The sequence below is a fragment of the uncultured Duncaniella sp. genome (genome assembly GCF_910577345.1).
Lineage (GTDB): Bacteria > Bacteroidota > Bacteroidia > Bacteroidales > Muribaculaceae > Duncaniella.
Map to the genome: position 1 here is coordinate 200,311 of NZ_CAJTMT010000003.1, position 25,261 is coordinate 225,571.

The following is a 25,261-nucleotide window of genomic DNA, read 5'->3' on the forward strand; positions in this document are numbered from 1 at the left end:
CGAATTAACCATGCTTTTCCGGCAAATACTACATTTCATGTAGCTATACCGTTGAATAAGTGTAGAAACTACACTTACATCAAGATTATCAGCATTTTAGATTTCACATCATCACCGAAGCATCTTACCGGCAATTTCCATGGCAGCAATCATAGGGGATACATTATTATAATTACACAATTACCTACACATATATCATACAGACATTACCATTGCATGATAGCAGAGATTTGCCCCACATATAAATACATACTTATAATGTGGAGAAAAAGGGACCTTTAACAAAATGCAAAGTGAATAACCCGGTGATTGCGCAGGAGAAGGCCGGATGGCAGACTTAAATCACGGGCTATCCGCCGACGGTCAAGCCTCGCAATAGTCGTCAAACGACTTTGCGAAACGTTCACCTGTCGTGTGACGATACTCCTCGGCAAATTTATGATAGAGCGATCGCGCCTCGTTCTTCTCATGCAGTTTCATGCAAGCCTTGATTGCATAAGCGAGCACAGGTTCGTTGAGAGGATCGATATTGAATGCTGTCCGGCAAAATGCGAGCGCAATCTCATATTCTTCACCCTCATACGCTTGCTGAATGCAGTTGAGGACAGCAGCATCAAGACGCACCTCGACCAGACGTTTGAAATCATCAAAAATCGGTTCGTCAAAATTTTTCAGAAACTTTCCGCGACTGACAATTCTCAGGAAGTCGTCGCGACGTGTTACGGTCATCGGCGTGTCATCGGCCAGTATCCTGACAAATTCAAGATAATCGCAGCTCACATTCTCTCCGGCCACGAACTTGAAACATCCGGCTTCGTAGCGCAATTCTGCCCCATCAAGTTCTGTCAGAATCTTCCGGAGATGATTGACGGCTACACCACGCGAGTTCTTCACCTTGTCCTTCTCCTTGTCAGGCCAGATGAGCGAACTGAGACGGCTCGAAGATATGCCCTCGCAATCACTGTATTGCATGACGAGACCGAGAATCTGTTTAAGTCTGGCCGTGAACATGTAGGTCACGTCGCGCCCGTCCTTATTGAACACGGTAAAATCACCGAACAAGTATATGCAATTACCCTTGGATTCCGTTTTGACAGAGGACTTCCCCGGAGACTTGACAGGAATTTCCGGCACAACAGGTGTAACGTCCGAATCGGCCGGCTTTGTTCCGGCCGTGCCTCCGATTTTATGTCTGAACACAAACCATGCTCCCGCACCTGTCGCGGCAAGCAGGCCAATCACCGCCCATATCAGCACCTTTTTCATCCCCCGGCCACTTCCGGGATTGCCGGACGCATAATATTCGTCATGGCTCACAGGTGGAAAAGCAAGAGAATAGACTTTCAAGGTCGAAGCCACATCGTCAGGCGATTCCTGAACCGTGACCACGAGTTTTCCCTCACGTTTATTATAATATAGGTGGGCATTGGTCGTTATTTTATCCGATTTTATAGGGATGGAATCGCTAAGTATCTCGAAACTGCCGTCGGCTATCGAAAAACGGTAAAGACGGAGGGTAGAATTGGAAATACTTTCAGCATAACGCAGCACATAGAATGTAGAATCGTCTGTCACGACCATTCCGCGCGCAGGCACGGTGTTGCCATTCTGATTCCTCAACTCCCACAGTTTATCCACCTTATAGGTAGTCAGATCTACACGATAGAGATCATAGAAATATCTGCGTCCCACCGTCTGCTCACCTGACTCATTGCCCATGCCACCAAACACATAAGCAGAATTATTATCCTCAAGATAACCCATAGCAGCAAAATAGCGTGGGGCAATCCTGTTGCCGGCCAACGAATCAATGATAACCCAGCCGTGTTGACCGCCGTCATGCACATAAAACTTGTTGCTGAACATCATGTTGCCGAATCCGCCGAATATCACATGATGCTTGCATTTCGGACTGTAGAAATAGTCATGATGATGGAGCTGCATTTTGAATTCCTCGTCAGACACCACCCGCCAACTGAAATCGCCAAGATCAAGACTCGCAATAGTCGGATTTACAATTCCCTCCTGATGAAGCGCCTCATAGACAAACAGGCGGCCGCTCTCAGGATCAACGAAACAGTTGACCAGAAAAAGCGGCACAGGGCATCTCTCCTTGTAGACATGGACGCTCCTCTCTCAGGTCGCAGTATCATAAATCTGTATGGAATCTGCATTTACATAGTAGACTTTGCTGTTATCACGGTCATAACAGACTCCGGCCTGCGTTGCGGAACTCATCTCAGCTTCTTTTTCCCACTTATATGAGTCGTTGACAAGCCAGTAGGCATTATAGACCTTGCCCACACACTCTCCGCTACTGTCATGAACCTTCTCTCCGGTCTTCTCCGAAAGTGGAAAATCGTATGTCTTACCTCCACCGCTCACATGGAGATTATCTATCGATATGGCAGGAACATCTATCACATAGTCATTCCTGCCGAAAGTGATGAACGGAGCGACCGTCTCAGGAAGTCCCGGAACCTTGACAACCGAAGATTCGCCGTTGACATCCATCCTTAGTTCAGCAGTTTTCAGATTGAAGCCGAGCTTCACCCGGAACCAGTGGGAAGCAATCAGCTTATCGCGGTCAAGAGCCATTGCTATGAGCACACTGTTGCCCTCCTGATTGAAGCGAAACTGGACTTTGTCACCGAGATTATCGTAAAATAGATTAAAAATCAGATTGTCGTCCGCCTCTCCAAGCCCTATCCGCACCACATAGCCCATCTCAGCGTGAATATCAGCCCCACTGTTATTAGCCATATCGAACTCTATGTTAAGACTATCAGCATATTCCGGGCTGACATGCTCGAACACGTTAAACGATGTGCGCTTGTCAATCTCGTAGCCGGAATGATAGAACTTTATGCCGTGGGCCATCGAGGCCGGTGCAATGACAAAAAGCAAGACAATCACAGAAATGAACAAAGTGACCACCCGGAGACTTGCGTCCGGTAAGTCATGGTCCATAGCTGTATGTTTAAGACAATTCATGTGCATTATGATCTTGAGGTATAAAATTTATTTGCCCTGAGCCACATAAAAACAACAGCTCTTAACATCTATTCTTATATCAAGCTCTATTTGTAAAGCAAAGTTAATGATTATTTATTAGTTTGCAAATTGAAGACATGATTTTAACTATGATAAAATTCGTCTCACAGGCACATAACGTGAAAAATCCGCACGAACCGACACCTCCATCCATATCCGACTTTTCGCACCGGGTTAATTTCAGGATTAACCAACGGTTAATTAGCGATTAAAATTCAGATAATCAGACAGTTTTATTCCAAAACGTTTTGAGCTTTGGAAAGTTGTATCTATCTTTGTGCGTGAGATTCGGAGGTTGTTTGACTGAACTGACAATACCTTTTCCCATCACTGATAAACCATTCAACTAATATAATCACCATGTATAAAAACGACAACAGAATAGTAGCCACACTCGATGCCGGTGGTACCAATCTCGTCTTTGGCGCCATGCGCGGATGTGAGTTTATCACCGAACCCATCACACTTTCCTCCCGTGCCGAGAACCTTGAAAATTGCCTCAACAGCATCGTCGAAGGCTTCACCCGCATATTCAAGTCACTTGATGAAAAACCTGTGGCCATAAGTTTCGCCTTCCCCGGACCGGCCGACTACCGTGCCGGAATCATAGGTGGCTTCCTTCCAAACTTCCCATCGTTCCGCGACGGTGTGGCGCTCGGACCTTTTCTGCAAGAAAAATTCGGGCTACCGGTGTTCATCAACAATGACGGCGACCTCTATGCCTTCGGTGAGGCCACAGGAGGTATTCTTCCTGAAATCAACCGTCGCATAAAAGCCCTTGGCGGACAGCGCCAGTATAGGAATCTCCTCGGTTTCACATTCGGGACCGGACTCGGAATCGGTGCCGTCATCAACGGTCAGCTCAACACCGGCAATAATTCATGTGTCGAAGTGTTCTGTCTGCGTCACCGTAACGACAATTCCATCATCGTCGAGGAAGGCTCGTCAATACGTGCGATCATCCGCGAATACGGCAATCTCACCGGATGTCGCGACCACGGTCTTAGTCCCTACGACATATTTCTCATTGCCGAAGGCAAAAAGGAAGGAAACCGCGAGGCAGCCATCCGTGCCTTCGAAATGTTCGGAGAGGTGACCGGCGATGTCTTCGCTACCGCTGTCTCACTCATGGATGCCATCGTTGTTGTCGGAGGCGGACTGACCGGCGCGATGAAATATATCAAACCGGCTCTTCTGCGTGAGATGCGCTCTTCAATAGAGACACTCAAGGGCGATAAAGTGTCACGCGTGCAGATGCGGGTCTTTGATCTCGACGACGAACTTGAATTTGCAAGCTTCGTTACCGGCGACTCCCGCGACATCAAAGTATTCGGAAGCGACAAGACCGTCACCTACGATCCAATGAAGCGAACCGGCCTCGCCGTATCGAAAATCGGAGCGTCAAAAGCCATCTCAATCGGAGCCTACACCTACGCACTCTCGCAGATTGATGCTCAAAACCAATAATGCAGAAACTTACAAACATACGCTTAGAGGGTGTTTAATATAAATGAGAAAGTTACACTTAGTCATGATTATAGCCGCATTGTCAATGGCTCTTCACTCAGGAGCCATGACAATCGCGACATACAATCTGCGCAATGCCAACAGCGGAGATTCGATAGCCGGAAACGGTTGGGGACAACGCTGCCCGCACATAGCCAATCTCTGCCGCTTCCATGGCTTTGACATTTTCGGCACACAAGAAGGCAAGTACTCTCAGCTTCAGGATTTGAAGAAGGCCATGCCCGGATATGACTATATCGGTATCGGGAGGGATGACGGCAAACATGCAGGCGAACACTCGGCCATTTTTTATCTGACTGACAAGTTCGATCTGCTCGACTCCGGTGATTTCTGGCTGTCGACCGACATGAGTCATCCCAACTTAGGCTGGGATGCGGCATGTATCCGTATCTGCACCTGGGGCAAGTTTCGCGAGAAAAAATCCGGTTTCACATTCGTATATTTTAATCTTCATCTGGACCATGTCGGAGTGGTGGCAAGAGCTGAAAGTGCCAAACTCATTCTTGACAAAGTTAAAAATTTCCCGGAGAAATATCCCGTCATACTATCCGGTGACTTCAATGTCGATCAGAACAGTGAGTCGTATCTGCTGCTCGAAAACTCCGGCATCATGCGCGATGCCTACACCTCCGCTGAATTCGTGTACGCCCCAAACGGCACATTCAACGCCTTCCGCACCGACGGGTTTACAGAAAACCGTATTGACCACATCTTCCTTTCGGATGATTTCAAGGTGAGAAAATATGGTATTCTGACCGATACTTACAGAATTGAGCCGAACGGAGGAGCCTCAGCAGAACTGACCCCGAATTTTCCTAAAGAAGTCGAACTCCGGCAATATGTCCCACGCACCCCTTCCGACCATTTTCCGGTCATGATTGTAGTTGACACTCCATAAAAGCAAGTTTCCCCGAAAAAAATAGATTAAAGTGAATAAGATTGTTTTAGGTCTTTTATCCGTAATATTTGCGTCGGCTTCCGCGGTTGGAGGACCGCTAAAGCCCGTAAACCTGCGTTGCGAGTACCGCAACACGCCCATAGGCATCGACGTCGAGACCCCACGACTCACTTGGGAATACGACGGGACTTCTCCTGACAATGTCACCGGATGCCATATCGAACTCATCGACAACGATGGGAAAACCGTCTGGCAATGTGACACTACGGCTGTCAACCGCATCGTCTATGACGGTCCACGACTCACATCTCAGTCGCGCTACACATGGCGCATCATTGCCACCGATTCCAAAGGACGCGCACATAGGTCAAAAAACGCTTCTTTCGAGACCGGCAAAATGGATATATCGGACTGGAAAGCTTCATGGATCAGCGATGGCCTGCCATACGAGACAGAAGCGGCACCGGTTTTCCGCAAGACCTTTACCATAGATTCTCCGATCCGTAACAGTCGAGTCTACGTCTCGGCCGTCGGGTACTACGAAATGTTCATCAACGGTAAGCGTGTTGGCAAAAGTCATCTCGATCCCGGTTTCACGGCCTATAACCACCGTTCGCTCTATGCAGTTCATGATGTGACGGACCTCTTACATAAAGGCTCGAATGAAATCTCAGTGACTTTAGGCAACGGCTTTGCCAACCTCCAGAGCCGGGACGCATGGGGATATGAGAAAGCGCCCTGGCGCGACCGTCCGCAACTGATATGCGAAGTGTGGAATAATGGTGAGCCTCAAACAGTCACCGATCCCACATGGCAGACAGCAACAGGAGCAATCATCTACAACAATTTATACAGCGGTGTCCACCGCGACCACCGTATAGCTCCCACAGAATGGAAAAGCGCCACAGTAGTCGCGCCAAAGTCTGCAAAACTCCTGTGGCAGTCAATGCCGTCAATAAATGAGACCGCACGTCTGCGGCCAAAACTGCTCAATTCATGGGGCGACACTATTTTTGTGTTTGATATGGGCAAGAACATTGCCGGCGTCTGCGACATCAAACTCAAAGGTGAGACCGGCACACAGGTGAAAATCAAGCACGGCGAACTTCTCAAATCCGACGGACGGCTCGAACAGGGCAATCTTGCCATCTACTATCATCCGACGAAAGAGGATGAAGCTTTCCAGACAGACCGCATCACCCTTGCAGGAAATAAAAACGGAGAGCGCTTCATGCCTGATTTCACTTACCACGGCTTCCGCTATGTGGAAATCTCAAGTGACAGGCCGATCAAACTGACGGAATCTGACGTGAGCGGAGTGATGATTCACACCGATCTTCCGAAAACCGGATATTTCAAATGCTCAAACCCGCTCCTCAACCGCATCTACGATGCCACAATGCTTTCCTACGTCGACAATATCCACTCTATCCCAACCGACTGTCCGCAACGGGAGAAAAACGGCTGGACCGCAGATGCACACGTTGCCATCGACCTTGGTCTGCTCAACTATGACGGTATCACGCTCTACGAGAAATGGCTGCGTGACCATATCGACAATCAGCATGACAACGGCAATATCGCCGGCATCATCCCATCAGCCGGATGGGGTTATGGCGACTCACCTGGTCCGGTCTGGGACGCAGGACTCTTCATCATTCCGCTTGCCATCTATGATTATTACGGCGATATTTCACTCCTTAAGGAGCTATATCCGACGATGGAACGCTATATGAAATGGGCCGATTCGCTCGTAAGACCTGACGGCACCCTCGGATGTGGAATCGGAGACTGGCTCCCCTACTCCACTCAGACTCCCACCGACTTCACATCAACGCTCTACTACTTCGTGGACTATCATCTGATGGCCCGCGCGACGGAATTGATGGGAATGGATGCCACCACATTCCGTCAGAAAGCGGAGGAAGTACGCAAGACGCTCAACACGAAGTTTTTCGATAGCGACCGAAACCTCTACTCCAACGGCTCGCAAGCGGCACAAGGCATAGCCCTCTATTGGGACATCCCCGACAGTGAGACTGCACCGAAAGTTGCGGACAACCTCAACCGCATGGTCGTTGAAAATGATTATGCCCTCGATTTCGGTTTGCTCGGAAGCAAAAGTGTGTTGAGGATGCTGACAAAATACGGGTATCCGGAAACAGCCTACCGTATGGCCACACGCACCGCAGCCCCATCGTGGGGACACTGGATTGACGAATGTGGCTACACGACACTTGCTGAAACATGGACTTTAAGTCCTGAATTCCGCGACGCATCACTCAACCATGTTTTCATGGGCGACATAGCAGCCTGGATGACAAATGACATCGCCGGCCTCAATTTCGATCCTGACAACCCCGGCTTCAGAAATGCCATAATCCGCCCCAATTTCATGGAAGGACTCGACTTTGCAGAAGCCGAGTACCGGAGCATAAATGGCCCGGTCAAATCTGCATGGCGACGCAGCTCCAACGGCGACATCGACTTGAGGATAACCTTACCACAAGGATGCACAGCTACCGTGATTCTCCCCGACCGCCCGATTACCCGAATAAACCGAAGCGAGACATTCAAAATCAAGAAGTAAACGAAAACAATAAAACCAGACTATGAATACCTCTGAAAATATCGAACTTGCCCCAATTTCTTTCACCCCATACCTGAAAAGTGTCATCTGGGGCGGAGACAAAATATGCACTTACAAACAGATTCCTCAGACCGAAGCCAATATCGGTGAAAGTTGGGAAATATCCGCTGTTCCCGGACATGAATCTGTGGTTGAGGGCGGCATGTATGCAGGCATGTCACTTGTTGAGCTAATCAGACGTTTCGGTGACCAACTTCTGGGCAAGAGTGTTAATGAAAAGTATGAAGGAAAATTCCCCCTCCTCATAAAAATCATTGACGCCAACGATAATCTCTCAGTCCAGGTCCACCCCGACGATGCTCTTGCAAAAGCCCGTCACAACAGTCTTGGCAAAACCGAGATGTGGTATATCATTGATGCCAATGCCAATTCCAAAATTTACTCCGGCTTCAAAAGCTCAATAAATGCAGCTGAATATGAGCGCAAAGTAGCTGACGGCTCTTTCACTGACGTGATTGCAGTCCATGATTCTGCACCCGGCGACATCTTCTTCCTACCCGCAGGTCGGGTACACGCCATAGGAGCAGGGAATCTTCTTGCTGAAATCCAGGAATCAAGCGACATCACCTATCGCATCTTTGACTACAATCGACGCGATGCCAAAGGAAAGCCGAGGGAACTGCATACGGAACTGGCCAAAGATGCCATTGACTACACGGTCCATCCGGATTATAAATCCGTAGCTCCGTCTACTGACATAAAGGATGCAGAAATTGCCAAGTGTTCCCACTTCAATGTCCACCGTATTCTTATCGACGGAAAGATTAATCTTGATTTGTCATACGATTCTTTCACAATCATCATGTGTCTCGAAGGAAATGTAAATTTACACTACCATAACGGAATGCACGGGATGAGAAATGGCCATACCGTATTGCTACCGGCCCTCCTTACATCCTTAACCGTATCCGGAACCGGAACATTGCTGCTGGTCCATGTCTGACATCCGGATATGAGAGCAGTAAACCTTATTAATAAATTAGGTACTTCTCTCATATCGGGACGAAATATAGATTAGACAGAGTGTGATTACCGGTGGTGGCATTCCTTATCCAGTTGCACAACCTCGCTGTGCATCAGAATCCGGTATCGGCAGCCGGTTGATATATTCTTTGTTTTCAACCTGAGATACTATGAATGAATCAATGTCGGAATGAGGAATCATCTTACAATCACACGGATTTCAGAACTGCAATCGGTTTCGGGAACGCTTACAACCAATGTCCTTGTTGCTGGATTATATTTATACGCATCTGCAGTGATGATGTTGCCTGAGACAGTGACACTTTCAGGAGCGTTGCAGTTATAGATGTTGAAGGTATAAGACCGAGCATCTTTCAGACCGGAAACTTCACCGACGGTCCTGCGTGGTGATATTACAAATTCATGAGCATCTGCATTTGACATGCCGGTCAACTTGGTTGTGGCATAATTGTCGGCATAATCCGAATTATTGCCGTCATCTTCATAAATTGAACTTTCGCCATCTGCACCTGCAACGACGTTGATAATCAACCCGTCAGGACGTTCAGTCACATTCTTGACAACATCCGGATTAAATGGTATCATGGCACCTTGCTTGAAAAAGTAAGGAATTTGTTCCTGCGTGAAAGACATGGTTCTGACACAGGGGCCTTCTATGAGTTCATTGGTCGATGCACTCCACCAATTACCCTCAGGGAACCATATTTCCTTAGTGCTGAGACCGTTTGACGAGGCTTCAGTAATCGGAGCAACGAGAATATCGTTACCAAACATATACTCACCCTCATAAGTATATGCTTCTTCACCGTCAGGATAATCATAATAGAGAGGACGACAGATGGAGATGCCTGTATCGTATGCCTCTCGTGCCATAGTGTAGATGTATGGAAATAACGCATAGCGCAATTTTACAGCCTCAAGCATGGTAGGGAAATTGGAGAATTTCCATATTTGCCGTTCTATGCGGCTATCTTTTGTGGCATGAGTACGGAAAATCGGGGTGAATACGCCGAACTGAAGCCAACGTAATACAAGGTCAGGGTTATTTGCGTTCATTTCATCAGTCCAGGCATGACCGCCGAGATCATGACCCCAGTAGCCATAGCCGACATTGGATGCCGTTGCGGTGAAATACGGCTGGAATGCAAGTGTCGGGAAATTAATAAGAGCGTCGCCTGAAAAACCGATTTGATAACGATGGCTGCCAAGACCTCCCCAACGGTGGAATATGACCGGGCGGACATCCGGACGGTTCTTAACCATATCGTTGAAAAAGACATGATTGCACCAGAAAGTCTCGCCAAGGCCATTGGTATATGGACTTGTCAGATGCTGCTGCCAGTCAAGCCACCAGAAATCAACACCTTCGCTTTCATGGTCCCGGAGAATAGTGCTTGTGAAGGACTTGGTGAAATCTGTATTGTCAAGCATCCAGGGAATATTGTTGCTGTCGCCATATTTCCCATTGAGAGATGCATTCATTTGGGCGAAATATTCCGGCGATTCGGATTGAGTGATACCATCCGCAGGGTGAAGATTCAAACCAATTTTGAAGTTTTTTGAATGAATGTCATCAAGAAGGCCTTTGGGGTCGGGAATAAGTTTTGTGTTCCAACTCCAACCGGTCCAACCTCCTCGTCCGTTAGAATCGTTTTGGTCACCGTTCCAATGCCAATCCATATCAAGTATCATCACGTCACAGGGAATATCGTTTTTTGCCAGATCTGCCATTATATTACGATAATCGTCAGAGGTATATGACGCATACTTGCTATACCAATAGCCGAACACAAACGCCGGAGGCAGAGGGATTTTTCCAGCTATTTTTGTAAAGTCGGCAAGAGCCTTCTTATAGTTGCTTCCATAGCCGAGAAAATAGATGTCAAGGGCATTAGTGTCATTACGTTCCGCCCACCAGTCAAATCCGATTTCCTCGGCAGGCTGAAGTGCAAACGAGCGGCTGCCATCAGGACGGCCCGTAGTCCATGAATCGTCAATAACAGACCAACCGGAGCGTGAGATAAGTCCGTTTTCAAGTTCGGAGCGTTTGTTGTCACCGTTGCTGCTGTCAAGAGTGCGGCAAGTACCCTTAAGATTCAACGGGTCCGGTTTGCCTGGATACCAAAGGACTTCACGACCATTGTGATTAATCGTGACAGACAGATTCCGGGCTGAAGCCGGGTGTGTCACGGGGTCAGAACCTTTCCGGTACTTCAGTGAGAGCTTGTCAGTATTGATATAGATATATTCGCTATCCTCCAACTTTTCGAAGACCGGGACATCAAGATTGCGATTTATAATAGCAAATGTGGCCCTATCCTCAAAGAGAGCCTTATCGCTATACTCGATACGAACCATTTCAGGGGTCAGGACTGTGAAACGGGCATTACCGGATGTGACTGTTGCATCCAGATTTGCTACCGGGTTGTTTTGAGCATTTGCCCACAAACCTGTGCTCAAAACAATAAAGAGAGCCACAAGCAGCCCACTGCTATTGAAGGCACGAAATGATGATTTTTTGTTCATTGATTATTGATTTAAGTTTTTCGCAAATTTAGCATCATGACATTATGCAGTCAATGCGAGGTAGTGAAAATGTAGTCAGATTATGATACGTTCACGTTGTCGGTCAACATATTAAGCCTGCTAACACGTCAGATAAAGTAGCATATCCGTACGAGGATGAGATATACATATCGACACTTACTTATAAAAAGCAGGCATTCCGTATTCAATGTATTCAAGCCAATATGCACATCGTCGCCATTTAACATTTTGAATACATTGGATTTTAACTATTAACTATTATGCCATTCTTAAAAAAATTGTACCTTTGTAATTGGAAACATTATGCGCAGATACTACCTCATATTACTATTCATTATCACTTGTTTGCCGAGCATTTACGCAAACAAACAGTTTACGACTGAGCAACTTTTAGCTCAGTTGGACAGTGCCATATCTAATCGTGACCGGTATCTTGAGGTTAAATTGGCACATCTATCCGAGTTAAACCAGGATTTGGCCAACGGGGTCAAAGATGATAGAGAACGATTTGAAACGTTGGGCAGATTGTATGCTGATTACCATTCATTCAATGCCGACTCTGCATACACGATGGCGCAACGCCAGCTATCCTTAGCTCAGAATTTAGGCGACAAGAATTTGATTATGAACGCCATGTTGAACAAAGCCAATATCCTGTGTAATGTGGGCATGTATCATGAGGCCTTGTCGGTGGTCGACTCAATTCCCGTTAAAGAACTTCCTGATTATTTACGCGCATATTACTTCCATTCAAAAAGAACTTTATACGGCAACCTTGCTAATTTTTCAACATTCAAACCGGAAAAGGAGCTATATGAAAAACTGACGGATAATTATCGAGACTCCCTTTTGACTGTTAACGATCCTCATTCGGTGTTCTATGTATTGATTAAAGCAGACCAACTCAATGTCCATCATAAACCCCAGGAGGCAATAAATTTGCTTGAGTCTTTCATCCGTGACAATGATTTATCTGAGCATGAGATGGCGATATGTGCCTATACCTTATCAGAATCATATAGTCATATAAACGACATCGAAATGCAAAAAAGGATGTTGCTTATCTCGGCTATTTCTGATATGAAAACGGCAGTCAGAGAGTATGTTTCGCTTCGCCAACTGGCGCTCTTGCTCTATCAGGAAGGAGATTTGGAACGCGCATACAATTTCCTCACGATTGCCGTGGACGATGCAGCAAAAAGCAACTCGCGCCAAAGAATAATTGAGCTCAACGACTCATATCCGATGATAAACCGGATATACGTCGAGACCGTGCATAATCAAAAAAAGACATTAGAACGTACCATACTGATAATAACCATCCTGTCAGTCATGCTAATTGTGCTTCTTTTCTATATGCGCAAGCAGATGTTGAAGATTGCCGACGGCAGAAGAAAAGTAGAGGAGATTAATAACAAGTTAAGCGACCTCAACCTCCAACTATCGGACTCAAACAGCCGATTGAACGAAGTGAACACCCGGCTTAAGGAATCGAATGACAAACTCAATGAGTTAAATCATCAACTTGTCCACTCAAACAACAAACTACAGGAAGCCTATGCTGCCATTGCGGATATATCGGAATTGAAAGAGGTTTATATCTGCCAATATATGGATCAGTCACTTCAGCATATTGAAATGCTTGATAACTATCGGAAAGTTATCGGCAAGCTTGTCAACGCCGGAAAAACAGACGACTTAAAGAAATTGGTAAAGTCCGACAAGATTGTCGAAGATGAATTGAAATCATTCTATGATCAGTTTGACAAGACCTTCCTTAATCTATTTCCGACATTCGTCGAAGATTTCAACAGCCTGCTTTTACCGGAGGAAGCGATTATTCCTAAAAGAGCCGGCTCATTGAACACAGAGCTGCGAATATTTGCACTCATCCGGCTCGGAATCACAGATAGCGACAAGATAGCGAAGTTCCTCAGATATTCGCTAACAACAATCTACAATTACCGCACCAAGGTGCGAAACAAAGCAAAGGGCGATAGAAATCATCTGGACGGAGAAGTCGCAAAAATAGGTCAGCATTCATCTATCGACTAATCGTGATTAATTTACGGTCGGGGCATATCTCGTCCACACAAACCATCTATAAAAACACTGTATACAAGGGCTAAACAGGCTCATCTATCACTATATATTTTCGGGTGCTTTCCAGAGCTACACACCGCATTTTCAACAGATTAAGCGCCAAGAATCACTACTTTTTGAATACATGCCATTGACATGACTGTTTTAGTGGGTTAATTTTGCGAAACAGAAAACCCAAAACAAACTAATATCACGAAAATGGAAAAATTAAAACCATTAAGAATTTGGTCCCTTCTGCTTTTTGTGATGGCGACACTCACAATGTCGGCACAGCAAATAGGCATATCGGGTACGGTCAGCGATTCGTCAGGAGAACCGCTGATTGGTGTCAGTGTAACAGTTCCGGGAACTAAAATCGGAGCAGCCACCGACATAGACGGAAACTTCAGCCTAACAGTTGATGCAAAAGCTACTCTACGTTTTACCTACGTTGGCTACACACCACTGGATATACCCGTCAACGGTAAGACAGTTTTTAATGTTGTAATGGAAGAAAATTCCGAAGTGCTTGATGAAGTCGTTGTCGTAGGTTACGGCACGATGGATAAAAAGGAGCTGACCTCAGCCATCTCCCACATAAGCGAGAAGGACTTCCTTACTGTAAGTTCTCTCGATCCTTCGATGATGATTCAGGGCAAGGTGCCCGGTGTTTCGATTACCAACACAGGCGCGGGCGATCCAAACAATCAGGCAAGTATTCAGATTCGTGGCGTGTCATCACGTTCAGCCGGACTCGGCCCGCTGATTGTGATTGACGGTGTGCCCGGAGGCAATCTCACAAACATTAATCCAAATGACATTGCGTCATTCGACATCCTCAAAGACGGTGCAGCCTCGGCCATCTACGGCACCCGTGGTTCTAACGGTGTCATACTTGTTACGACAAAGAAAGGAAGTAAAGACGGAAACACTCACACGTCTTATTCAGGTACATTCGCATGGGATGTTGTAAAAAAGGAGCTCGATGTTATGAGCGCACAAGATTTCAGGGATGTTCGCCTTGGATGGGGCGACCGTGGGGTTGACCTTGGCGGCAATTTAGATTGGTTTGACGCAGTGACACGCACCGGCTTCACCATGCAACACACCCTGACCGTAAGCGGCGGCAACGAGAAGAGCAACTACCGTGTCAGCGCGGACTACAGGGATGCCAACGGTATCGACCTGCGTTCCGGCCGCGAGGAATATGGTGCGCGAGCTTCCGTCATGCACACAACCAAAGGTGGACTGTTCACAATTCAGATGAACGTTGCTCCACGCATCATCTACCGTGACAATGCGGACTGGAGTGTATTCAAGGATGCCCTTGAAGCCAACCCCACCACCCCGCTCATGAATCCGGAGAACCCGGCACAATATTATAACTTCTACGGTCAGATTGTCGGTAGCAACCCCGTCGAGCGTCAGAAACTTGAAAAAGACCATGCTGACACAAAACTGCTTGATTGGGACGGAACTGTCAAGTTAAATCTTCTGCCTCTGCTTGCCAAGAACGGACAAAGCAATCATCACCTTACAACACAGGTCATGTTTGCCGATCATCAATACAGCAATAATAATTCCTATTTCCGTCCTTCAACCAGCACAAACTCAATCAATGACGGACACGACGGTGTGGCCAGCCGCTCCTACTCAAAGGAACGTCAGTATGTACTTGAATGGCTCACCAACTACAATGCACGTTTTGCCGACAAGCACAATGTTAAAGCAATGGTCGGCTACTCCTATCAGTATTCTCAGTACTCAGGCTTTAATGCCGAAAACAAAGACTTCCCCAATGACGGTCTTGGAGCAGACAATCTCGGTTCAGGAGAATGGGCCAAGGAAGAAGGTGAAGTCATGATGGGTAGCTACAAGAATGACGCAAAACTAATCTCCTTCTTCGGTCGAGTAAGCTATGACTTCGAGGGGAAATATCTCTTCACCGCCTCTATCCGTCATGAAGGCTCCTCAAAATTCGGTCAGAATCATAAGTGGGGTGACTTCCCTGCGGTTTCGGCCGGTTGGCGCATCTCGCAGGAATCATTCATGAAAGACATCGAATGGATCAACGACCTTAAAATCCGTGCAGACTATGGTGTGACCGGTAATCAGGACTTCGGAAGTTATCTGTCAATCAACACCATGTCGGGCTTCGGCTACTATTTCTACAATGGCAAATATTTCCAAGTCTGGGGCCCCGGCAAGAATGTCAATCCTGACCTCAAATGGGAGAAAGGCAAAAACTGGAACATCGGTCTCGACTTTTCGGTGCTCGACAACCGGATATACGGTTCGTTGAACTACTTCAATCGTCGTCAGCAGGATCTTCTTGGAAACTACAAAGTGCCTGTTCCGCCGAACATCCATGACGAGACATTCGTCAATGTGGGTACCATGAAGAATACCGGTTTTGAGTTCGACCTCAATTTCAATGTTGTGGATACCAAGGACTTCTCCTACAACTTCGGTGTCGTAGGCACAGTGATGAGCAATAAGTTCGTAGAGTTCAGCAACTCACAGTATGTAGGTCAGGACTACTATAACGTGTGTGGTACTGAGGATCCGTATCCCTTCTACAATCTCCAGCGCATCGAAAAAGGAAAATCGCTCGGCAACTTCTATATGTGGCGTTATGCGGGCATCACCTCCGACGGCAACTGGCTTGTATATGACAAGGATGGGGATATAATTCAGGCAGCCCAGGCCACTGATGAGGACCGCACGATTGTCGGAAACGGTATGCCAAAGTTCACAATGTCGACAAGCCACAATTTCCGCTACCGCAACTTCGACCTCTCGCTCTTCTTCCGTGGAGCGTTCGGATATGACATCTTCAACATCCATGATTTCTATTACGGAACCCGCAACTTCAACGGAAACGTACTGAAAAAGGCCTACGGTAAGAATTTTGACATCTCGCCCAACACGGCTCCCGTCGTGAGCGATTATTTCCTCGAAAAAGGCGACTACTTCAAGCTCGATATGGTGACTCTCGGCTACACGCTTAATGTCCCCAAGTGTCGTTTCCTCAATCGTCTCAGGGTCTATGGAACGGTGAAAAACGTGTTCACCCTTACAAAGTTCAGCGGAGTTGATCCTTCCACCTATCAGGTCAACGGTCTTCAGCCGGGTGCTCAGGGCAGCCGTTCTTATTATCCCTCCACCCGCCAGTTCATTGCCGGCATACAGGTTGATTTCTAATAACATCAAAAACTCAGGAAATGAAATTTCTCAAAAACATAGCGGTTGCAGCGGTATCGGTCATGGCCCTCGGAAGCTGCACCAACCTGGACGAGACTCTCTATGACCAAGTCGGGTCCGATAACTACTACAATACCAAGATGGACGTGATACGCGCGACATTCCGCCCCTTTGAACATGCTTTCTGGAGCATCGGAAGCCGCCACGTCCTCAACGAACTCACTGCAGACCAACTCATCACCCCTACCCGCGACGGTTGGTGGTATGACGGAGGAAAATGGGAACGCCTCCACTACCACACATGGACAGTCGATGACCTCGGGGAAGCCCAGACCGAATGGAACGGATGCTTTCAAGGCATCATGCAGTGCAATCTCGTGATTGAGGACCTCAGCAAGTTCACCCCTGAACGCTTCGGTTTCACCCAGCTCGAATTTGACAACCTCAAGGCCCAGTGCCGCGCCCTCCGCGCATGGTTCTACATACGTCTGCTTGACGCATTCCGCAACGTGCCCCTCGTCACTACCTACAGCGATATGCCCAACAATCCTCAGGCTGATCCTAAAGACGTGTTCCACTTCATTGAAACGGAACTTAAGGATTGCACCGGCCTTCTCATCAAGAAATCCGGTCTTGGAACCAACGCTTCAATTCAAGGCCAGTGGACACAGGCTGCCGCCGCTGCCCTCCTCGTCCGTCTATATCTCAATGCAGAGGTTTATATAGGCGAAGACCACTATTCCGACTGTGCGGCCTATGCTCAGGACATTATCGATGGTGTCTATGGCGACTATGCGGTTGCCGACCGCTGGGATGCCGCTTTTGACTGGGATAACGACAACTGCGACGAAGTCATTTTCGGCTTCCCCGCTTCTAAAGGCTATACCCACTGGCAGTATGACGGGGACAGCTACGGCTGGACCGTTCCGGCCAAAGCTGCAGATTTCTTCAACGACACGAAATCAGGCGTAGGTCACAACACCAAGTATGCAGCCTCACCCAGCTATGACCTTGACGGTAACCTCTATGATTATGAGCTTGGAATGCCGATTCAGAATTTCCGCAAATATCCCGGCGATGTGCGAATGACCCTTTACAAGAATCTCGGCAACAGCCGTCGTGAAGGTCTGTTCCTGTATGGCTATCTTGAATATAGTGACAAGGAAACCGGAGCGACAAAACGTCTTCGTGCCCCGGAACTGCCTTACGATCTTTATATCCGTGATGCCGTCGGTAAGTTCCAGTCGCTCGCTCCCGACAAATGGCCTACCGATAAAAGCAGCGTGCTGATGAACGGGGACCATAACTCGGGCTGGCATTTCGTGAAATATCCCTTCTATGACGACAATGACGCAAACCAGCTCGAAAGTGACTACACTGAAATCCGTCTTCCCGAAATCATCTACTCCCTTGCCGAGTGCAAGATGCGGGCAGGCGACCGCAACGGGGCTGCAAAATTGCTCAACTCGGTGCGCAAGCGCAACTATCCCGCCGAGAATCTTGATGACGTACTTTATTCTCCCGAAGGAAAGATTCGGTTCGATGAAAACGAGATGCTTGCTGAATGGGGCCGCGAATTTTTCGCAGAAAGCCGCCGACGCATTGACCTCATCCGCTTCGGTAAATTCAATTCCGGCAAATGGTGGGATAAAAATCCGGACTCCGATAACCATACGGCTCTTTTCCCGATTACACGCACAATTTTGAACTCAAATTCAATACTTGTCCAGAATCCGGGTTATGGCAGATAATAGAAACTGACAAAATCAAAAAATCATGAATATCAAAAATATAATCTCCATATTATCCGGACTCCTGATGCTTGTCGCTCTTACAGGATGCGAGGGGGAGAAAGATTTAATCATAATTGACGGCAATTTGCCGATTAAGACGTCTACACTCTACATGGTCGGCGATGCGACTCCAAACGGGTGGAGCTTGGATGCGGCGACAGCACTTACTCCCACTGATGAAGATCCGCTCGTCTTTTCATGGGAAGGACCGCTCAATGTCGGCGAGATGAAACTGTGTCTCGCTACAGGAAGCTGGGACAATCCTTTCATCCGTCCTCAGAATGCCGGTGAAGAAATCAACAAGAAGGGTCTGACCGACGAGACATTCAAGATGCACGCCGGAGATCCGGACGACAAATGGAAAGTTTCGGAAGCAGGTATCTATAACCTGCGTTTCGACCTCCGCAACTGGACCATGAGCGCCACTTACGTCCGTGAGCAGGATGCGCCTGTCATCGACCCGATTGTTGCCGATGCACTCTATATCGTCGGTGATTTCAATGGATGGAACATTGATTCGCCCACTCAACTTGAGAAAAAATCGGATTATATCTTCGTCTACGAAGGGCCCCTTACGTCAGGCGAAATGAAAGCCTGTCTCACAACCGGAAGCTGGGATGCATCATTCATCCGTCCGGAAACAAACGGATGCAGAATAGACAGGAACGGTGTGGAAAGCGGAAACTTTGTCTACTCCGTCAATCCCGACAATAAGTGGAAAATCGAAGAACCGGGCATCTATCGTCTGACATTCGATCTTCAGAACTGGACCATTGCGGCTGAATATACGGGTGACTTCAAACCGGCTCCCAAACTCTATATGATTGGTGAGGCTACCGACGGTGGCTGGAGCTGGGATGCAGCGACTGTCATCGAGGCAAGCTCCGAAAATGAGAATATCTTCGTGTGGGAAGGCGAACTCGGTCGCGGAAGCTTCAAGGCAAGCGAGGAGAAGGACTTCGGAGCTCCGTTCTACCGTCCTTCAACCCCCGATTGCGAGGTTTCGGACAAGGGTGTCGCTTCAAATGAAATGGTCCACACCACCGGACCCGATGACCAATGGCTCGTGACTGTGGCAGGTAAGTATCGACTCACCTTCAACACCGCCGACATGACTTTCAATGCCGAGTTCCTTGCAGGCTCAACCACCCTACCCTCGCTCTATATGATTGGCGAGGCTACCGCAGGAGGTTGGAGTCTTGACGATGCCACCGAGATAAGCACCTCCACTGAGAATATCTATGTATGGGAAGGCAATCTGAAGGAGGGAACATTCAAAGCATGTCTGACAAAGGACTTCAGCGCTCCCTTCTACCGCCCGGTGACCGCCGACTGTGAGATTTCCGAAAACGGTGCTACAAGCAGCGGCATGGTGTTCACAACCGGACCGGATGACCAGTGGAAGGTTGTAAAGGCCGGAAAATACAGGCTTACTTTCAACCTTGCCGATATGACCTTCGAGGCCAAATATCTTGAAGCAGCCGTCACTGTCGCGCCTCTCTACATGATTGGTGAGGCGACAGCGGGAGGCTGGAGCCTCGATGCCGCCACAGAATTTACCCCGGTGGACGGAACGGAGGGTGAATACACCTGGACCGGAACTTTGAAGACCGGCACCTTCAAGGCCTGCAGCGAGAAGGATTTCTCGGCTCCGTTCTATCGTCCGTCGAAAGCGGATGTCGAAGTATCCGAATCCGGAGTCGCCGCCAACGATATGGTCTATACCACCGGCCCTGATGACCAGTGGAAGGTCGTGAAGGAGGGCCGATATGAGCTTACGCTCAACATTAAGGCAATGACAATTAATGTCAAATATCTTGACTGATAAATCTTTTAACCATCGAATATGAAAAAAATGAATATAACGGCAACGCTACTGGCCGCTGCAATGCTTGCAGGATGTGCCAACGATGATTACTATGAAATGCGTTATCCGCCAAAATACGAACTCCCCGAACTTCCGGCCATAGAAGGAATCCATCAGTATAAGGCACCGCTCTATTGGAGTGTCTATGAGTACTGCTATGTGAATGAACAGAACGGCATAGCCAATTCCGATCAGGACATCACCCCTGCGGAATGGGACAAAATCATCGATTGGGTCTCAAGCGAGCTGAAACCCTATGGCTACGATATGGTCTGCACGGACGGCTTCATCCCTATGCTCTCAAACGATGCCACTGGCTACATGACGCACTACGGCTCCATGTCACTGAAGGAACTGGTGGAGAAATGCAAGGCAAAAGGACTGAAAGTAGGCGTCTACGACAATCCCCTATGGGTCCACGGACCGCGCGAAACCAAGATAGAGGGCACCGACTACACCTTTGGCGGACTCTACTGGAACGGCACCACTGAAATCATGAATCCATCAACCGACAATCTATGGTTCAACTGGGCCGTTGCCGAAAATCCGGGTTGCAAGGAATTTATCGACGGTTTTTTCAAGCATTACAAGGAACTTGGCATAGAGTATATCCGCATGGACTTCCTTTCGTGGTATGAGGACGGCAAGGACCGCAACATCGGCATTGTCGGTCACGGTTATGGCCGTGAGTCCTACGCCCGCGCTCTCAACTATATAGCAGAAGCAGCCAAGAAATATGGCATATTCACGTCACTTGTGATGCCTCATCTCTACAATGATGCCGAAGTGGAAGCCAAGTATGGCAATATGGTCAGAATCGTTGCCGACACCGCCGGTGGAGGATGGTGGCATTGTTCGGCGGCCGACAAAGGAAGGTCCTACACGACATGGCCCAACTGCATGAACATGTTTGACGGGTTCACTTACTGGTCACATATCGCCGGACGCGACAACGTTATTCTTGACGGAGACTTCATCCGCCTCAACACCTTCTCATCGGATGCTGAGAAAGAGACCGTTGTCTCCCTCCAGTTGATGGCCGGTGGCCCTGTCACGGTTGCGGATCAGTACAATACCATCGGCGACAACCTTAAGTTCTATCAGAATTCCGAGCTTCTTGCGCTCAACAAGGATCGTTTCGTGGGTAAGCCATTGAGCGATAAGCTCAATGACCCCGACAATCAGGTCTGGTATGGACAGATGTCGGATGGCAACTACGTTGTCGGCCTTTTCAACCGCGATGATAATGCCAAAAATGTGAAAGTGGATTTTTCCACCCTCGGTATCTCCGGTGAATGGAATGTCCGTGACCTGTGGAAACATTCCGATGAAGGAACTGCCTCATCCATTTCGGCGACCATTCCTGCCCACGGATGCAAGATTGTGAAACTCACCAAATAATAATCAGTTGACCAATGAAATATAGAAACTTGTCGGTCATGGCGATTGCCATGGCAAGCGTGAGCTTTGCTTTTTCAGAAGCACATGCCACACAGATCAGCTCTCCTTCAGGAACTGTTGTCCTTAACGCAGAAGTCGTTGACAGTGTGCCTGTCTACTCAGTGACCTATAAGGGTAAACCGGTGATTCTCCCTTCAAAACTCGGCCTTGAGCTTGCCGACGGGCCTGATATGATGGACGGATTCTGTCAGACCGCCGTCGAGACAAAGACCTTCGATGAGACATGGAATCCCGTCTGGGGCGAGAACAAAAGTATCCGCAACAACTACAACGAGCTTCTCGTAAAGCTCGATCAGCCCCGCTGCTACCGCAAGATGAATCTTCGGTTCCGCGTCTACGACGACGGCATCGGCTTCCGTTATGAATTTCCGCAGGATGGCGTGCTGACCTACTTCATTATCAAAGAGGAACATTCGCAATTCGCAATGGCTGGCGACCACACAGCATGGTGGATCGCCGGAGACTACGACACGCAGGAATATGACTATACAGAGAGCCGGCTGTCAGAAATCCGCGGCAAGATGTCGGAGGCCATCTGCAGCAACGCCTCGCAGACCCAGTTCTCCCCCACAGGTGTACAGACTTCATTGCAAATGAAAACTGACGACGGTCTGTATATCAATCTCCACGAGGCTGCTTTGGTCGATTACTCCTGTATGCACCTCAACCTTGACGACAAGAACCTTGTCTTCGAGTCATGGCTGACACCTGACGCGCAGGGCAACAAGGGACACCTCCAGACCCCCTGCCATTCACCTTGGCGCACCGTCATGGTCAGCGACGATGCCCGCGACATGCTCGCATCCAATCTTATCCTCAACCTGAACGACCCCTGTGCCTATGACGATACCTCATGGATCAAGCCAGTCAAGTATGTTGGTGTATGGTGGGAAATGATTGCAGGTCCCAAGGAGTGGAGCTACACGAATGCGCCATCTGTCAGAATCAACAGCCTTGACTATACATCCGTGGATTGCCACGGCAAACATGCGGCAAACAATGAGAATGTGAAAAAATACATTGATTTTGCTGCCGACCACGGTTTTGATCAGGTATTGGTCGAGGGCTGGAATGTCGGCTGGGAAGACTGGTTCGGCCACTCGAAAGACCATGTGTTTGATTTCCAGACACCTTATCCCGATTTCGACATTGCAATGCTCAATGACTACGCCCACTCCAAAGGTGTGAAACTGATGATGCACCATGAGACTTCCGGCTCTATCCGCAACTACGAGCGCCATCTGGAGCAAGCCTACAACATGATGAACAAATATGGCTACAATTCGGTCAAGAGCGGCTATGTAGGCAACATGATTCCGCGTGGAGAACATCACTACGGTCAGTGGCTCAACAACCACTATCTCTATGCCGTGACAGAGGCTGCAAAACATCAGATTATGGTCAACGCCCATGAGGCTGTGCGCCCGACCGGCCTTTGCCGCACCTATCCAAATCTCATCGGCAACGAAAGTGCAAGAGGCACGGAATATGAGGCTTTCGCCGGCAATAAGCCCTTCCATACGACCGTCCTGCCCTTTACCCGTTTGCAGGGTGGCCCGATGGACTACACTCCCGGTATCTTTGAAATGGATATGAAGACAGTCAATCCCGACGGAAACGGCCATGTGAACAGCACCCTTGCCCGTCAGCTCGCACTCTACGTCACTATGTACAGCCCCCTGCAGATGGCCGCCGACCTTCCGGAAGTATATGAGCGCTATCTCGATGCCTTCCAGTTCATCAAGGACGTGGCTGTGGACTGGGACGAGAGCAAATATCTTGAAGCCGAGCCCGGACGTTACATCGTAGCCGCCCGCAAAGCCAAAGGGACCGATGAATGGTTTGTAGGTTGTACGGCAAATGAAGATGGTCATGAATCATCTCTTGATCTCAGCTTCCTTGATGGAGACAAAAAATATGAGGCAACCATCTATGCAGATGCCGACGACGCACACTATGCCACAAATCCCCAGGCTTATAAAATCAGCAAGAAAAAGGTAAATGCAAAGACCAAACTTAAGATGAAAGCAGCCCCCGGCGGAGGCTATGCCATTTCATTAAAACCAATCAAGTAACAAACCCAACCGCATATCAACCATAAAAGTCCCTATAAGGCGATCCGCATTAGCTTTAAGTGATGAGGGTGTTGCAGAACATTGATTTTTCAATAGTTACCAAAAGATAGCACTTACAAATCAATATATTACAAAAGCAGATTTCTCGAATTTGTGAGTTCTGCAACACCCTCATGATAGGACAAATGCGAAACCTAATAGCACAAAAGCGAAACCTAATAGCACAAAAGCGAAACTTGATAGCACAAAAGCGAAACTTGATTAGGAATTATTGCTTTTACCGAATTTCATCGGACAGCAATAATATTTTAATCGGATTGCAATAAGTTTTTTTAATCGGATTACAATAAGTTTTAAGGTAAAATCATAGGTTCGGATGAGGAGTTCCTGAAAAAGCGAACTCCTCATTCTTTATTATATTGTAAGCCCAGTATCATTAGTGTCCCGTAAAAATCGGGACGAGTTAAAAATCAAATAAATTTGGCCCGTCGGGTCTGAAGGGTTCTTTGACATTTTGAGATTTAGTTTTGTCGAGAAGGTCTTGCAGATGAGTTTTGTCGGTCAGGGATATTCCCAAAATCTGCAAGACTTCATAGGTGCTTCTTTCAAGCTGCATATCCTTTTGGTCAATCGCAACAAGGCAGTAGGCGATGATGGCGCAGTAGATTTGTATTCGGACAGCGTTCTCCGATGGACCCCAAAATTTCTTGATCTTGAGGTGCTGATTGAGCCACTTGAAGAGACGTTATGTGCGTAGCATTGTTGAGGAAAACGAACTCACGCTTTTGCTCGTCATCCCAATAAACTACACGTCGCAATAACTCCGGGTAGTCCTTGGATGATTTGTAAACCGTCAGCCGGATAATGCTGTCTGAGCGCACGTTTTAAGGTAATCTCCGCTTCCATGACACATTTATTCAAATGATAATACAAGGATCTGTTTCCTACAATTATATTCTTTATTGTTGGGATATTACCTGGTATATATGATATTATTAAACTTAGTGCAATGTGCATAATTCCTTGTTTGAGTTATTAGAACTGATTTACTATAACAATGTTGATCACTTTCCCTTTCCACTCGATTTGCTCCTTTTGGTCGTTGGTGATGACGAGGAG

13 protein-coding genes and 1 pseudogene are annotated in these 25,261 nt (G+C 47.8%); 10 read left to right on the forward strand and 4 right to left on the reverse strand.

All coding sequences use genetic code 11. The features are described from left to right. Window positions 1-363: 363 nt before the first annotated feature. Complete coding sequence (locus QZ310_RS02740) at window positions 364-2,100, reverse strand: hypothetical protein (RefSeq protein WP_297070115.1); 1,737 nt, start codon at window positions 2,098-2,100, stop codon at window positions 364-366. Window positions 2,101-2,136: 36 nt separating this feature from the next. Next, the gene (locus tag QZ310_RS02745) at window positions 2,137-2,970 is read right to left on the reverse strand and encodes a hypothetical protein (RefSeq protein WP_297070118.1); all 834 of its coding nucleotides are present in this window, start codon (window positions 2,968-2,970) and stop codon (window positions 2,137-2,139) included. Between the two features lie 444 nt (window positions 2,971-3,414). Here QZ310_RS02745 and QZ310_RS02750 point away from each other — a divergent pair, with 444 nt between their 5' ends. Genes QZ310_RS02750 through QZ310_RS02765 form a run of 4 tightly spaced genes read left to right on the forward strand, consistent with a single transcriptional unit; the run spans window position 3,415 to window position 9,072 of the window. Beyond that, window positions 3,415-4,521, forward strand: a complete 1,107-nt coding sequence (locus QZ310_RS02750; protein WP_297070120.1) for an ROK family protein — start codon at window positions 3,415-3,417, stop codon at window positions 4,519-4,521. A 43-nt stretch (window positions 4,522-4,564) separates the two neighbouring features. Further along, entirely contained in the window at window positions 4,565-5,479 is a 915-nt protein-coding gene (locus QZ310_RS02755; RefSeq protein WP_297070121.1) for an endonuclease/exonuclease/phosphatase family protein, read from the forward strand. Between the two features lie 31 nt (window positions 5,480-5,510). Continuing rightward, on the forward strand, window positions 5,511-8,069 hold the full coding sequence (locus QZ310_RS02760; RefSeq protein WP_297070123.1) for an alpha-L-rhamnosidase: 2,559 nt from the start codon (window positions 5,511-5,513) through the stop codon (window positions 8,067-8,069). 22 nt (window positions 8,070-8,091) lie between these two features. After that, complete coding sequence (locus QZ310_RS02765; RefSeq protein ID WP_297070125.1) at window positions 8,092-9,072, forward strand: type I phosphomannose isomerase catalytic subunit; 981 nt, start codon at window positions 8,092-8,094, stop codon at window positions 9,070-9,072. A 218-nt stretch (window positions 9,073-9,290) separates the two neighbouring features. On the opposite strand, the gene QZ310_RS02770 is transcribed toward QZ310_RS02765, so the two are convergent. Next, window positions 9,291-11,639: a glycoside hydrolase family 31 protein gene (locus QZ310_RS02770; RefSeq protein WP_297070127.1), complete on the reverse strand. Its 2,349-nt coding sequence runs from the start codon at window positions 11,637-11,639 to the stop codon at window positions 9,291-9,293. A 465-nt stretch (window positions 11,640-12,104) separates the two neighbouring features. Between QZ310_RS02770 and QZ310_RS02775 the strand changes: the two genes are divergently transcribed. From QZ310_RS02775 to QZ310_RS02800, 6 genes are all read left to right on the forward strand, one after another. Further along, on the forward strand, window positions 12,105-13,715 hold the full coding sequence (locus tag QZ310_RS02775) for a DUF6377 domain-containing protein (protein WP_297070129.1): 1,611 nt from the start codon (window positions 12,105-12,107) through the stop codon (window positions 13,713-13,715). Between the two features lie 309 nt (window positions 13,716-14,024). After that, on the forward strand, window positions 14,025-16,946 hold the full coding sequence (locus QZ310_RS02780) for a SusC/RagA family TonB-linked outer membrane protein (RefSeq protein ID WP_297070131.1): 2,922 nt from the start codon (window positions 14,025-14,027) through the stop codon (window positions 16,944-16,946). 20 nt (window positions 16,947-16,966) lie between these two features. Then, complete coding sequence (locus QZ310_RS02785; RefSeq protein ID WP_297070133.1) at window positions 16,967-18,697, forward strand: RagB/SusD family nutrient uptake outer membrane protein; 1,731 nt, start codon at window positions 16,967-16,969, stop codon at window positions 18,695-18,697. Window positions 18,698-18,722: 25 nt separating this feature from the next. After that, window positions 18,723-20,564, forward strand: coding sequence for a SusF/SusE family outer membrane protein (locus tag QZ310_RS02790; protein ID WP_297070135.1), 1,842 nt, complete (start codon window positions 18,723-18,725; stop codon window positions 20,562-20,564). Between the two features lie 30 nt (window positions 20,565-20,594). After that, a complete protein-coding gene (locus QZ310_RS02795; protein ID WP_297070136.1) occupies window positions 20,595-22,007 on the forward strand; it encodes a glucan 1,6-alpha-isomaltosidase in 1,413 nt (470 codons plus the stop codon). Between the two features lie 38 nt (window positions 22,008-22,045). Continuing rightward, window positions 22,046-24,142: a glycoside hydrolase family 97 protein gene (locus QZ310_RS02800; RefSeq protein ID WP_297070152.1), complete on the forward strand. Its 2,097-nt coding sequence runs from the start codon at window positions 22,046-22,048 to the stop codon at window positions 24,140-24,142. Between the two features lie 463 nt (window positions 24,143-24,605). Here QZ310_RS02800 and QZ310_RS02805 read toward each other — a convergent pair. Further along, window positions 24,606-25,056 (reverse strand): annotated as a pseudogene (locus QZ310_RS02805) (IS4 family transposase); the annotation flags it as partial. Between the last annotated feature and the right edge of the window lie 205 nt (window positions 25,057-25,261).